Here is a 13,367-nt window from a genome sequence, read left to right as displayed (position 1 = left end):
GGAACGCCCAAGTAGCTCCGCTACGCGGGCGCCCCGGCCGCACGCCGATCGCACGCACCGGACGACCCGGCCTGATCCGACGCCAATTGTCAGACAGGCTCTAGTGATCTGAGTCAGAGATTCGTCGCCTACTGCCGACGAATCTCTGACTCAGATCACTAGGGGGCGGCCGAGCCGGCGGTTCGGCGAAAGAGCGTGCGGCGGCCGTGGCGGCGTAGTACTCCTGGGGAAGCCCGCAACACCGTTCCCCCCTCACCCGGGAGTCTGTCGATGGCCGTTCGCCGTGTCGTGCCCCATGTGCGGTCGGAGGCTCCGGAGGAGAACCGGGAGTTCTACGGCCTGCTCGGATTCGTGGAGGTCATGAACCACGGATGGATCATGACGCTCGCCTCCCCGTCCAGCCCGACGGCGCAGATCGGCTTCATGACCGAGGACAGGACCGCGCCGGTCGCCCCCGATCTGAGCGTCGAGGTGGACGACGTGGACGCGGCCTACGCGGCCGTGCGGGAGAGCGGCGCGGAGATCGTCCATCCCCTCCAGGACGAGGAGTGGGGGGTGCGGCGGTTCTTCGTCCGTGACCCCGACGGCCGGGTGGTCAACGTGCTGGGCCACCGCTGACGCCCCCGGGCGGAAGGGGGACGCGGGGCGGAGGGACCGACCCCGGCGCGGCGGGCAGGGGCTCTCACGGCACCGGCGAACAGCCGCCGCGCGGGGGGCCCCGGAGGCCGCCGGGCCCCGGACTCCGCACCCCTCCTGAGGCCCCTGGGGCCGCGGGTCGAGGACCGCTAGAGGCGCCGGAACACCGGCCGCGCCCAGCCCGGAGGTTCCGGCGGCGGACCGGGCTCACGGTGCCCCGTCCCGCTCGCCGCCCCCGGGCCGCCCGGCACGCGCGCCAGTGCCGCCCGCAGCTCGGCGACGAACTCCAGGCACGTCCCGTACCGCTCCTCCGGCGTCTTCGCCAGGGCCCGCGCGAACACCGCGTCCGCGGCCTCCGGCAGCCCGTGCCGGTGCTCGGCCAGCGGAGGCGGGGGGTCGTACTGCTGGGCCCACAGCACCGCCCAGTCGGTGTCCCGGCGGAACGGCGGCACCCCGCACAGCGTCTCGAAGACCACGCACGCCAGGCTGTAGACGTCGCAGCGCCCGTCCACCGGCTTCCCCGAGATCTGCTCCGGGGCCACGTAGTCCAGCGTGCCCACGAACTCGCCCACCGTCGTGAACCCGGTCAGCGAGAGCGACTTCTTCGTCAGGCCGAAGTCGGTCAGGTACACGTGCTCCGGGTGCTCCCGGTCGGTGCCCTCCGCGACCAGGATGTTCCCCGGCTTCACGTCCCGGTGCACCAGGTCGTGCGCGTGCGCCGCGTCGAGCGCCGACGCCACCTGCGCCGCGATCCGGCCCGCCGCCGCCGGCGGCAGCGGCCCCTCCCGGGCCAGCAGCGCCACCAGGTCCTGGCCCGCCACGTACCGCATGGCGATGTACAGGACGCCCTCCGTCTCGCCCGCCTCGAAGACCGGCACGATGTGCGGGTGGTCGATCGAGGCCGCCACCCGCGACTCGTGGGCGAAGCGCTTGCGGAAGGTGTCGTTGCGGGCCAGCTCCGGCGCCAGCAGCTTCAGCGCCACCGTCCGGTCCAGGCGCAGGTCCCGCGCCCGGTAGACGACGGCCATCCCGCCGCGCCCGATCTCGGCCTCCACGCGGTACCCCGCGATCTCCCTGCCGACCAGGCCGGACGGCCGCCCCGCCGGGAGGCCGGAGTCCCGCGCGCCGTCCCCGCCCGCGCCCGCCATCAGGACCCGTCCTCCGCGTCGGGCGGCCGGCGCACGACCCGGGTGGGCGGCGGACCCCCGGACGCCGCCGGGTCGACCAGCGGCACCACCTGGGTCGGCTGGTACCCGACCGGCGCCGGCCGCGCCTCGGGTACGGGCTCCGCCCCGGCCACCGGCTCCGGCTTACGGCCCGGGCCGGACTCCGCCCCGGGCACCGGCTCCGTCCCGGGACCGTCGTCGTCCCCGGGCGGTACGGCCTCGGGCGCCGCGGCTCCCGGCGGTACGGGCTCCTCCGGCCCGGCCCCCGCCGCCCCGGAGGGCTCCGCGGCCCGGGACGGCTCCGAGGTCCGGGAGGGGCCCGCCGAGGCCGCGTACGTCGTCAGGCCCGCCCCGTCGCCGTACACCCAGCGCTCGTGCTCCGCGTCGTACAGCCACACCGACTCGCCGTCGACGACCATCCCGACCCGCAGCCCGCGGGTGCGCCGCCGGAAGGTCTCCCCGTCCGCCCGCCCGGCCGCCAGCTCGTCCACCGCGCGCCGGTACCGGCCCAGCGCGTCCTCCGCGCGGGCGATCAGCGGCCGGGGGTCGGCCGTCCGGGAGAGCGCCGGACCCGCCGCCGGGGGATCGTCCGGGACGGACACCAGGAGCCGGGCGTCCACCCACGCGGACCAGCCGTTCGAGCACAGCACCCGCCCCCAGTCGCCGGTCCGCTCCGTGAGCCGCACCGGCAGGAAGGCGTCCAGCGGGACCGTCGGCCGGTCCGGGTCGGGCGCCTCCCAGGAGGGCAGCCCGCCGCGCGGCACGACGTGGGTGGGCCGGAAGTCGGGATCGGATCCGGGGTCCCGCGGAGAGGCCCCCGGGTCCCACCCTGCGGATCCGGGGCCCGGCACGGGGTCGGGAGGGCTCACGGCCCCACCTCCTCCTCACGGTCAGCGGCGCATGACGACGGGTTCGTGCCGGCGCAGCAGGCGGGCCACGGCGACTCCCAGCGCCAGACAGAGCACCACCAGCATGCCCATGTCGAAGAGCCAGGCCGCCGCCGTGTGCTCCATCAGGGGGTCGGCGGTCTTCTCGCTCGGCGCCACCGACTGGATGTCGATGGTCGCGCCCATCGCGGCGAACGCCCACCGCGACGGCACCAGCCAGGCCAGCTGCTCCAGGACCGGGGTGCCCCGCACGCTCAGCAGCGCCCCGCAGAAGACCACCTGGACGATCGCGAGGAGGACGAGCAGCGGCATCGTCACCTCCTCCTTGCGGACCAGCGCCGACACGAGCAGGCCGAGCATCATCGCGGTGAAGGCGAGCAGGGCGACCGCGAGGGTGATCTCGATCAGCGGGGGCATCAGCACGCCCTTGCCGTCGGACACGTTCAGCGGCACCCCGATCAGGGCGACCAGGGTCAGCACCACCGCCTGGACGACGGTCACCGTGCCGAGGACGACGACCTTGGAGGCGAGGTAGGCGGACCGGGACAGGCCGACGGCTCTCTCCCGGCGGTAGATCGACCGCTCCTTCACCAGCTCGCGGACCGCGTTGGCCGCGCCGGTGAGGACGCCGCCCACGCAGAGGATCAGCAGCACGTTGAGGGTGGACTCGGGGTTGAGGCTGCCCTCGGAGAGGGCACGGGCCATGGCGCCCATCACGAACGGCAGGGCGACCATGATGGCGAGGAAGGTCCGGTCGGCGGCGAGCGCGGCGGCGTAGCGCCGCACCAGGGTCCGCAGCTGCCCGCCCCAGCCCTGCGGCTTCGGCGGCGGCGCCTGCGCCCGCGCGGCCCCCGCCCCGCCGGGAGCGGCCCCGGACCCGTCGGGGGCCCCGGAAGGCCCGGGAGCACCGCCCGCCGGCGCGTACGGCCGGAGGGTCGCGTCCTCGATGTACCGCCGGTGGAAGCGCGAGCCCCGGTACCGCCCGGCCCAGTCCCGGTCCCGCTCGGTCTCGAAGGCCTCGAAGGCCTCCGGCCACTGGTCGAAGCCGAAGAAGGACAGGGTGTCGCCGGGCGGCCCGTAGTAGGCGACCCGGCCGCCGGGCGCGAGCACCAGGAGGCGGTCGCAGACGTCCAGGCTGAGCACGCTGTGGGTGACCACGACGACCGTGCGGCCGTCGTCGGCGAGCCCGCGCAGCATGTGCATCACCGAGCGGTCCATGCCCGGGTCGAGACCGGAGGTCGGCTCGTCGAGGAAGAGCAGGGACGGCTTCGTCAGGAGTTCCAGGGCGACGCTGACCCGTTTGCGCTGGCCGCCCGAGAGGCTGTGGATGGGCTGGTCGGCCCGCTCGGCGAGCCCCAGCTCGCCGATCACCTCCTCCACCCGCGCGCGGCGTTCGGCGGGCGCGGTGTCGCCGGGGAAGCGCAGCTCCGCGGCGTACGAGAGGGCGCGCCGGACCGTCAGCTGGAGGTGCAGGATGTCGTCCTGCGGGACGAGCCCGATGCGCTGGCGCAGTTCGGCGTAGTCCCGGTAGAGGTCGCGGCCGTCGTAGAGGACCGTGCCCCGGTCGGCGGGCCGCTGCCCGGTGAGCGCCCCGAGCAGGGTGGACTTGCCGGCCCCGGACGGGCCGACGACGGCGAGCAGCGTCTTCTCGCCGACCGGGAAGGAGACGCCGTCGAGGAGGGTCTTGCGGCCCCGGTCGACGGTGACGGCGAGTTCCTGCACGTCGAGGGAGATCTCGCCGGTGTCGGTGAACTCGACGAGCTGCCCGCCCGACAGGCAGAAGGCGCTCCGCCCGATGCCGACGATGTCGTCCGCGGTGACCCGGACCGGCTCGACCACGGGGCCCCCGTTGAGGAAGGTGCCGTTGTGACTGCCGAGGTCGTGGATCCAATAGGTGCCGTCGGGCCGGGCGAGCAGTTCGGCGTGGTGCCGGGAGACGACCAGATCGGCGACGACGACGTCGTTGTCCGGCGCCCGTCCGATCCGCACGGTGTGCTCCGGCAGCGGCCGCACCGCCGTCGGCCGCCGGAACGTCCCGGTCGCCCCCGGCCGTGACACCGCCGCCGGCCGGGGCACGCCGTCCCGCGCCCCTTCCGCGGGGGCGGGCCCCACGGCTTCCCGGGGTACGGGCTCCGCGGGCGGGGGCGCCGGGGAGGAGGCCGGCGGGGGCGGGGGGTTCCGGTCGGCCGCCGGGCGGCCGGGCGCGCCGGCGGGCGACACGGCGGCCGGGGGCGTGCCGCCGGGCGGGGCGGAGGCAGGGGGCGGAGCCGCGGAGCGCGCGGGGGGCGCCGGGTCCGTGGAGTCCGGGGCGGGGGACGGCGGGGCCGCGGCGGGGCCGGGGTCCGCGCGAGGGGCGCCCGGGAGCGTGGTGAGGACCGCCCGGGGCCCGTCCTGCGGATGCCCGAAGCGGACGACCGTGCCCGGGCCGACGACCCGGGGGAGCCGCACCCGCACGCCGTCCGCGTAGGTGCCGTTGGTGCTGTCCTCGTCCGCGAGCGTCCACTGGCCGCCCGCGGCGCGGAGCACCGCGTGGTGCCAGGACGCCCGGGCGTCCGAGAGCACGATGTCGCTGGTGGGGTCACGCCCGACGCGGTAGACGCGGCCCGGGTCCATGCGTGTCGTGACGCCGTCGACGAGCAGGACCAGGCCGGGTGCGGCGGGCGCGATCGGCCGCTCTCCCATGCGTGAATCCTATCCGCCGGACCCCCGGGCCGCCCGGCGCCGGGGCCTGGGGAGCGACCGCGGCGCGCGGGTAGGGTGGGCGCCTGCGCCGCGGGGAGCGGCGCCGGACGGACGGGAGGAGGCCGACGTGCCGAAGGGCGTCACGAGGCGGCGGCCGCGCACCCGGGCGGCGCTCCTGAAGGCCGCGCTGGAGGCCTTCGCCGAGCACGGGTTCCACGCCACCACGATCGAGCAGATCTGCGAGCGCGCCGGATACACGCGGGGCGCGTACTACTCGAACTTCGCCAGCAAGGAGGAGCTCTTCCTCGCCCTCTTCGACGAGCACAGCGAGCGGACCGTGCGGCGGCTCGCCGCGTCGATCGACGCGCTCACGGCGGACGAGTACACGCTCACGCGGCTCGCGGAGCTGGCCGCCGCCATCGAGCCGGACGAGCGCGACTGGTACCTGGTGACCACCGAGTTCACCCTGCACGCCATCCGCGACCCGCAGGCGGCCTGGGTGCTGGCCCGGCACGACGAGCGGCTGAGGGCCGAGATCGCCCGCGGCCTCACCCTCGTGCTGCGGCGGGCGGGCCGCGAACTGACCGTGGACGCCGACCGGTTCGCCCGGCTGCTGATCGCCCTGCGCGAGGGCGGACTCGCGCAGAGCTACGTGGAACCGGAGGCCCTGCCGCCGGGTGACCTGGAGCGGCAGTTCCTGCCCCCGCTCCTGGAGGTCTCGACCCGGCCCGCGCGGCCGGATCAGCCGAACAGGTCCGGGTCGGACGCCTCGATCTGATCCCACAGCGGCCGGGCCTGGAACCAGCCGGCCAGATGGCCGCCGATCTGCCCCCGGGTGAGCAGGGCGGTCTCCCGGTCGATCGGCTGCGGGGTGCCGGCCGCCATGGCGAGGAGCTGCGCCTGGCAGGACCGCTCCATGGTGACGAACCACCAGACCGCCTCGGCGACCGAGTGGCCCACCGTCAGCAGGCCGTGGTTCTTGAGGATGACCGCCTTGTGGTCGCCGAGCGCCTCGGCGACCCGCTCGCCCTCCTCGGTCTCGTTGACCACGCCCCGGTAGTCGTCGTAGACGCCGTGGTCCTCGAAGAAGGCGCAGGCGTCCTGGGTGATCGGGTCCAGCGGGATCCCCAGGCTGGAGAAGGCCTTGCCGTACAGGGAGTGCGAGTGCGCCGCCGCGATCGCGTCGGGCCGTGCCGCGTGCACCCGCGAGTGGATGACGAAGGCCGCCCGGTTCACCGGGCGGCGCCCCTCCAGGACCCGTCCCCCGTGGTCGACGAGGATCAGGTCGGAGGCCTTGATCTGGCCGAATCCCATCCCGAAGGGGTTGACCCAGAAGGCGTCCGGGTCGCCGGGGTCGCGCACCGTGATGTGTCCGGCGACCCCCTCCGAGAACCCGAACCGCCCGAAGATCCGGAAGCCGGCGGCCAGTTGCTCCTTGCGGTGGCGGCGCTCCTCCTCCACGGTCGCGAACGTCGGCGGCAGCGGCAGCTCCACGCCTTCGGGCAGCGGCCCCACGGCGGCGGCGAGGGCGGGCGGCACGGTGCTCATGGCGACTCCAGGGGATGCGGAGGAGGGTGCGCGGCGAGCCGAAAAGATACAGAGGTGCATCCGATCCATCAATGGATCGGACCTCCGGCGGCCGGCCGGAGACCTCCGCGGGCCCCGGGGTCCCGGGTGGCCGGGGTCCCGGGTGGCCGGGTGGACGGGTGGATGCGGTCCCCCGGCAGGCCTGCAGGCCGTCAGACCGGCAGATCGGCAGACCGGCAGGCCGGCAGGACGTCAGGACGCCGGGGCTCCGAAGCGGGCCAGGTAGTGCCAGACCCTCTTGACGTCCTGGGGGTCGTGGGCGCCCGACGCGGCGGCGTCCTGGACGATCCTCGGGGTCAGCTCGCCGGTGCCGGCGATGCGGGCGCCGAGCTCGACGTACTCGGGGCCGCGGAAGCCGGGGTGGCGGCGGAGCTCGGCGACCGTGAGGCGGAAGCCGCCGTGCCACTCGACGGGGCAGGGCAGCCGGCGGGCCGCCTCCTCGACGGCGGTGCCCCGGTGGCTCGGGTCCAGGACCAGGGCCTCCACGTCCCGGGCGATCTCCACCGGGCCGTGCACCTGCGCCTCGACGTAGTCGTCCAGCGGGTCGCCCGCGTCCGCCTCCGCGAGCGCGACCAGGGCCATCCGGGACGCCACGCCGAAGTCCTCGGGCTCCAGGAAGCTGTCCGGGTAGCAGAAGCTCGCCCGGGCGGTGGCCTCCGGCGTGAGCCGCAGATGGGCGGAGCCGAAGCGGGGCGCGGCGCCGTAGGGGCGGCGGCGGAAGTCGAGGGCGCCGTAGACCGGGCGCTCGTGGGCCGGCGCCTCGTCGTACGCGCCGCCGAAGATCCGGCTCTCCCACCGCCAGCGGTCGCCGCCGGGGCGGGCGGTGAGCCCGCCGTTGCCGGTGCCGGTCACGAACTGCGAGCGGTAGACGCCCTCCTCGGCGAGCCGGTCCAGGAAGTGCGGGTGGAAGTTGAGGGTGACGCGCAGGGCGGGGTCCAGCGGCGCACCGGCCGAGCGCGCCTCCACGTGGGCCAGGGCCCGCAGCGCCGTCGCGTGGAGCGGGGGAGCGGAGGCGGAGGCGTGGGCGGGAGCGGGCGGGGAGGACGGCGCGGGCGGGTGCAGGGAAGGAGGAGTCATGCGCGGAGTGTGCCGGAGGCCCCGGGCTTGCGGCATCGTGATTTCGCTGGCTACGGTCACGGCGGAGAGAGGGGGAAAGCGCTTTCCCCCGTGCTCTCCCCCGTGTTCCCTCCCCCGAGCGTGCTCCCCGCACCGCGCCCGCCGACCCCAGGAGCCCCGCGTGCCCACCGCCGACGTCCTCGTCCACACCCGCACCGCCGGGTACCGGCACGCCTCCCTCCCCGACGGCACCGCCGCCCTCACCGAACTGGCCGCGGCCCGGGGGCTCGCCACCGAGGCCACCGAGGACCCCGCCGCCTTCACCGCCGACGGCCTCGCGGGCCGCGCCCTCGTCGTCCTGCTCTCCACCACCGGCACCGTCCTCACCCCCGAGGGCCGCACCGCCCTGGAGGCGTACCTCCGGGGCGGCGGCGCCCTGCTCGCCGTCCACGCCGCGGCCAACGCCGAACCCGACTGGCCCTTCTACGGGGAACTCCTCGGCACCCGCTTCGCCGGCCACCCCCCGCTCCAGCCCGGCGCCGTCCTCGTCGAGGACGCCGCCCACCCCGCCTGCGCCCCGCTGCCGCCCCGCTGGGAGTGGACGGACGAGTGGTACGAGTACACCTCCCACCCCCGCGCCGCGGGCGTCCGCGTCCTGCTGCGCGCCGACGAGACCGCGTACGAGGGCGGCACGCTCGGCGACGACCACCCGATCGCCTGGTGCCGGGACGTCGACCGGGGCCGCTTCCTCTTCACCGCCCTCGGCCACGCCCCGGAGGCCTACCGCGACCCCGCCTTCCGCGCCCACCTCGACGGCGCCCTGGCCTGGCTCCTCGGCTGAGCCGCGCGCGTGCGTCACCCCACCGCACCCGCCCCCCTTGCGCCCGGGCGCCGGAAGCGGGAGGTTTCCGGTGGGGGCCGACGCAGGAGGAGAAGGCCATGGCCATCGCCACCGTGAACCCCGCCACGGGCGAGACGCTGCGCACCTACGAGGCGCACGGACCCGACGAGGTGGAGCGGCGGATCGCCGCCGCCCACGAGGCGTTCCGCCACTGGCGCACCACGCCCTTCGCCGAGCGGGCCCGCCTGCTGCGCGCCGCCGCCACCCTCCTCGACGAGGACACCGAGGACATCGCCCGCACCATGACCCAGGAGATGGGCAAGCCCCTCACCGCCTCCCGGGCCGAGGCGGGCAAGTGCGCCAAGGCCATGCGCTGGTACGCCAAGCACGCCGAGGAGCTCCTCGCCGACGAGCACCCGGCCGAGAGCGACGTGCGGGACTCCGGCGCCGACCGGGCCCGCGTCCACTACCGGCCGCTCGGCCCCGTCCTCGCCGTCATGCCCTGGAACTTCCCCCTCTGGCAGGTGATCCGCTTCGCCGCGCCCGCCCTGATGGCCGGCAACACCGGGCTCCTCAAGCACGCCTCCAACGTGCCGAGGACCGCGCTCTACCTGGGCGACCTCTTCCGCCGCGCCGGCTACCCCGACGGCTGCTTCCAGACCCTCCTCATCGGCTCCGGCGAGGTCGAGGGCGTCCTCCGCGACCCCCGGGTGGCCGCCGCCACCCTCACCGGCAGCGAACCGGCGGGGCGGGCCGTCGCCTCCGTCGCCGGCGACGTCGTCAAGAAGACCGTCCTGGAGCTCGGCGGCAGCGACCCGTACATCGTGATGCCCTCCGCGGACATCGTCCGGGCCGTCAAGACCGCCGTCACCGCCCGCGTGCAGAACAACGGCCAGTCCTGCATCGCCGCCAAGCGCTTCCTCGTCCACGAGGACGTGTACGAGGACTTCACCGAGCGCTTCACCGCCGCCATGAACGCCCTCACCGTCGGCGACCCCCTCGACGAGGCCACCGACGTCGGCCCCCTCGCCACCGAGCGGGGCCGCGCCGACCTGGAGGAGCTCGTCGACGACGCCGTCCGGCTCGGCGCCACCGCGCTCTGCGGCGGCCACCGCCCCGAGGAGCCGGAGCTCGCCCGCGGCTGGTACTACCGCCCCACCGTCCTCACCGGCATCACCCCCGCCATGCGGATCCACCAGGAGGAGACCTTCGGACCGGTCGCCACCGTCTACCGGGTCGGGGACGCGGAGGAGGCGGTCGCCATCGCCAACGACTCGCCGTTCGGACTCAGTTCCAACGTGTGGACCCGCCGGGACGAGGACGTCGACTTCTTCGTCCGGGACCTCCAGGCGGGCGGCGTCTTCGTCAACGGCATGACCGCCTCCCACCCGGCGCTCCCCTTCGGCGGCATCAAGCGCTCGGGCTACGGGCGAGAGCTGTCCGGCCACGGCATCAAGGAGTTCTGCAACGCCACGACCGTCTGGCAGCGCGCCTGACCCGAGGCGACCGCCCGGCCGGCGCCGTCACCGCACCGGGTCCGGCAGCGCGTCGTCCCTCCCGCGCTCCGCGCGGTGGCGCCGCTCCTCCCCTCACGGACCCGGCAGCCGCCGGCGGGGCCGCGGCCGTGTCCTCAGCCGCCCGGGCCCGCGGCGTCGGCCCCCACCCGCACCGCCCCGATCTCGCACCACACCGCCTTGCCCTCGCCGCGCGGCTCCACTCCCCAGCGCGAGGCCAGCGCGTCCATCAGGAGCAGCCCGCGCCCCGAGGTCGCCGCCTCGCCCGGAGTGCGCCGGCGCGGCCAGGCGCTCGACCGGTCCTGCACCGACAGCCGGACCCGGCGCACCGGCTCCGGCAGCACCTCCAGGGTGAGCACCGCACCGCCCTCCGTGTGCAGCAGCACGTTCACCAGCAGCTCGCCCGTCAACAGCTCGGCGTCGTCGGAGAGTTCCGGCATCCCCCAGTCCCGCAGCGCCTGCCCCACCGCCGCCCGCGCGTCCGACAGGCCCTGCGGGTCGGCCTGGTGGATGTACTGGTGGATGCGCGGCGCCCGCGGGGTGCCCGGGTCCGGGCTCCGCCGCAGCACCAGCAGCGCCACGTCGTCCCCCGACCCCCACCGCTCCCACAGCCGCTCCGACAGGTGGTCGGCCAGCGCCTCCGCCTGCGGCGGACCGCTGCTCACCGCCTCCGACAGGGCCGAGAGCCCCGTCTCGATGTCGGAGCCCGGCTGCTCCACCAGCCCGTCCGTGCACAGCACCAGCGTCTCGCCCGGCACCAGGTCGAGCCGCGTCTCCGGGAACTCCTCTTCGCCGAACACGGTGGCGAGGCCCAGCGGCAGGCCGCCGCGCAGCTTCGGCCGGCCGACCCGCCCGTCGGTGTGCCGGATCAGCGGCCCCAGGTGCCCGGCCCGCACCGCCCGCACCGTGCCGCTCGTCAGGTCCACCTGGGCGTAGGTGCAGGTCGCGAAGCGGTTGGTGTCCAGCTCGGCCAGGAACCGCGAGGCCCGCGCGAGGACCGTGGACGGGGCGTGGCCCTCGCCCGCGTACGCCCGCAGCGCGATCCGCAGCTGGCCCATGATCGCCGCCGCGTGGGTGTCGTGGCCCTGCACGTCGCCGACGACGACCCCGACCCGGCCGCGGGGCAGCGCGATCACGTCGTACCAGTCCCCGCCGACCTGCCGTCCGCTCCACGCCGCGTGGTACCGGACCGCGATCTCCCCGCCGGAGATCTCCGGGATCCGGCGGGGCAGCATCGTCTCCTGGAGTCCGGTCGCGAGCTCCCGCTCCTCGTCGAAGAGGATCGCCCGCTGGAGCGACTGGGCCACGATCGCCGCGAGACCGAGCGACAGGTTCCGCTCGTCGGCCGTGAAGGAGGTCCGCCCCCGGTAGAAGAGCGCCATCCCGCCCAGCGAACGCGCCTGTGCCACCAGCGGCAGATAGCAGGCCGCCCGGAACGGCAGCCGCCCCAGATACGGAGCCAGCTCCGGGAAGTCGCGGCCCAGCGAGGCGAACGAGGAGACGAACCGCGGCCGGCCGCTCAGCACCGCCTCCGCCAGGGGCAGCCCCCGGTCCAGGCGCCGCGTGCGCAGCGAGTCGAGCACGTCCAGGGACTCGCCGCTGAGCGCGATCACGTTCAGCGAACCGTTCTCCACCAGCCCCAGCGCCAGTCCGTCCGCGCCGAGCCGCGCGAGCCCGCCCGCCCCCGTCAGCGCCGCCGTCACGTCGTCCACCGTCACCGCCCGCGACAGCGCGTGCGTGGTCCGCTCGACGATGCTCGTCTGCATCTCGCGGCGCTTCTCCAGCTGCTGCACGAAGGCCGCGTGCGACACCTCGGCGGTGGTGTCCCGCACCGCCCCCACGATCCGGTGCGCCCGCCCGTCCCCGTCCCGCAGGATCCGCGCGAGCACATGCGTCCAATGGGGTGTCCCGTCGTCCTGCGGGATCGGGAAATGGGTGCTGTACGAGGCGTGGCCGCCGGTCACCGCGGTCCGCACCACCCGGTCCAGACGCATCCGCTCCGCCGGGTCGAGCCGCGCCACCAGCGCGGCCGGACGCCCGTCGAACCCGTCCGGCGACACGCCGAAGACCAGCAGCCCGGACGCGTCGACATCGATGGTGCCCGTGTCGAGGTCCCAGTCGAAGCTGCCGGTCCGGTTCATGGCGAGCCACTCGGTGGGGCCGATCCCACCCTCGTGCGCACGCGGATCGTCATCGGTCATCCCTCCCATTGTCGAACCCGCGCCTCCCGGACGCCATGGCTGTGACACGGCGTGGCGCGCCGCCGCCCACCCGTGGACGCGCCGCCGTCCGCTCGTGGACCCACCGCAGTCCGCTCGTGGACCCACCGCCGTCCGCTCGTGAAGGAGACGGCGGGCTCCGCCGAAGGAGGCGGCGGCCTCCGGTGAGGGGCCCCGCCGCGAGCGGGGCAGAATGGGGCGGTGCAGCCCTCCCACCGCGTCCTCGGCCCCAGCCACGCCCCCCACGCCGACGGCACGGAGGGACCCGTGCGCGGCGTACGTCTCGCCGCCCTCTTCACCGCCCTCGCCGCCGCCGGCGGCCGCAGCGTGACGCCCGCGGCGCTCGCCGCCCTCGTCTGGGCCGACGCGGCGGGCCCGGAGGACCCCGCGGCCGCGCTCCAGGCCCTGGTCGCCCGGCTGCGCCGGACCCTCGGATCCGGCGCGGTCGTCTCGGTGCCGGGCGGCTACCGGCTGGCCGTCGTCCGCGAGGACGTCGACCTGTTCCGCTTCGAGGCGCTCGCCGCCGACGGCTCCGCCGCGCTCGCCGCCGGGGACCCCGGCCGGGCCGCCGCCCTCCTCGACGAGGCCCTGGGCCTCTGGCGCGGCGAGGCCCTCGCCGATCTCCCCGACCGCGCCGGCGACCCCCTCGTCCTGCGCCTCGAACAGCGGCACGACGACGCCCGCCGTGCCCGGTTCGAGGCGGCGCTCGCGCTGGGCCGGGCCGCCGAGGTCCTGCCGGAGCTGACCGCGCTCTGTGCCGGGCGGCCGCTCGACGAGCC

At 76.0% G+C, this 13,367-nt stretch carries 11 protein-coding genes; 5 read left to right on the top strand and 6 right to left on the bottom strand.

Features of this window, described 5'->3' with window-relative positions:
* Positions 1 to 270: 270 nt before the first annotated feature.
* Positions 271 to 618: a VOC family protein gene (locus tag IE287_RS37445; protein WP_189853894.1), complete on the top strand. Its 348-nt coding sequence runs from the start codon at positions 271 to 273 to the stop codon at positions 616 to 618.
* 167 nt (positions 619 to 785) lie between these two features.
* On the opposite strand, the gene IE287_RS37440 is transcribed toward IE287_RS37445, so the two are convergent.
* From IE287_RS37440 to IE287_RS37430, 3 genes are read right to left on the bottom strand one after another with little or no spacing between them, the layout of a single operon-like run.
* The gene (locus IE287_RS37440; RefSeq protein WP_189853893.1) at positions 786 to 1,784 is read right to left on the bottom strand and encodes a serine/threonine-protein kinase; all 999 of its coding nucleotides are present in this window, start codon (positions 1,782 to 1,784) and stop codon (positions 786 to 788) included.
* A complete protein-coding gene (locus IE287_RS37435) occupies positions 1,784 to 2,671 on the bottom strand; it encodes a hypothetical protein (RefSeq protein WP_444545988.1) in 888 nt (295 codons plus the stop codon). Before IE287_RS37435 ends, IE287_RS37440 begins: the two co-directional genes overlap by 1 nt.
* Positions 2,672 to 2,692: 21 nt before the next feature.
* Complete coding sequence (locus tag IE287_RS37430) at positions 2,693 to 5,371, bottom strand: FHA domain-containing protein (protein WP_189853892.1); 2,679 nt, start codon at positions 5,369 to 5,371, stop codon at positions 2,693 to 2,695.
* 127 nt (positions 5,372 to 5,498) lie between these two features.
* Here IE287_RS37430 and IE287_RS37425 point away from each other — a divergent pair, with 127 nt between their 5' ends.
* Positions 5,499 to 6,149 carry a TetR/AcrR family transcriptional regulator gene (locus IE287_RS37425; protein WP_189853891.1) on the top strand — a complete coding sequence of 217 codons (651 nt, stop codon included), beginning with the start codon at positions 5,499 to 5,501 and terminating at the stop codon, positions 6,147 to 6,149.
* Here the strand turns inward: IE287_RS37425 and IE287_RS37420 are convergent.
* A complete protein-coding gene (locus tag IE287_RS37420; protein ID WP_189853890.1) occupies positions 6,113 to 6,919 on the bottom strand; it encodes a class II aldolase/adducin family protein in 807 nt (268 codons plus the stop codon). The two genes, IE287_RS37425 and IE287_RS37420, sit on opposite strands and share 37 nt — an antisense overlap.
* 231 nt (positions 6,920 to 7,150) lie before the next feature.
* Positions 7,151 to 8,035, bottom strand: a complete 885-nt coding sequence (locus IE287_RS37415; protein WP_189853889.1) for a DUF3626 domain-containing protein — start codon at positions 8,033 to 8,035, stop codon at positions 7,151 to 7,153.
* Positions 8,036 to 8,195: 160 nt separating this feature from the next.
* On the opposite strand from IE287_RS37415, the gene IE287_RS37410 reads away from it, so the two are divergent.
* Both IE287_RS37410 and IE287_RS37405 read left to right on the top strand, forming a co-directional pair.
* Positions 8,196 to 8,855: a ThuA domain-containing protein gene (locus IE287_RS37410; RefSeq protein WP_229884000.1), complete on the top strand. Its 660-nt coding sequence runs from the start codon at positions 8,196 to 8,198 to the stop codon at positions 8,853 to 8,855.
* 98 nt (positions 8,856 to 8,953) lie between these two features.
* Positions 8,954 to 10,351, top strand: a complete 1,398-nt coding sequence (locus tag IE287_RS37405; protein ID WP_189853887.1) for an NADP-dependent succinic semialdehyde dehydrogenase — start codon at positions 8,954 to 8,956, stop codon at positions 10,349 to 10,351.
* Between the two features lie 134 nt (positions 10,352 to 10,485).
* Here the strand turns inward: IE287_RS37405 and IE287_RS37400 are convergent, their stop codons facing one another.
* A complete protein-coding gene (locus IE287_RS37400) occupies positions 10,486 to 12,570 on the bottom strand; it encodes a SpoIIE family protein phosphatase (RefSeq protein WP_189853886.1) in 2,085 nt (694 codons plus the stop codon).
* A 219-nt stretch (positions 12,571 to 12,789) separates the two neighbouring features.
* Here IE287_RS37400 and IE287_RS39255 point away from each other — a divergent pair.
* Positions 12,790 to 13,367 (top strand): AfsR/SARP family transcriptional regulator (locus tag IE287_RS39255; protein ID WP_268255022.1); only part of this gene is annotated, 578 nt, incomplete at its 3' end.

The organism is Streptomyces omiyaensis (genome assembly GCF_014650895.1).
Classification (GTDB): Bacteria; Actinomycetota; Actinomycetes; order Streptomycetales; family Streptomycetaceae; genus Streptomyces; species Streptomyces omiyaensis.
This window is presented reverse-complemented; position numbering and strand designations above follow the sequence as displayed.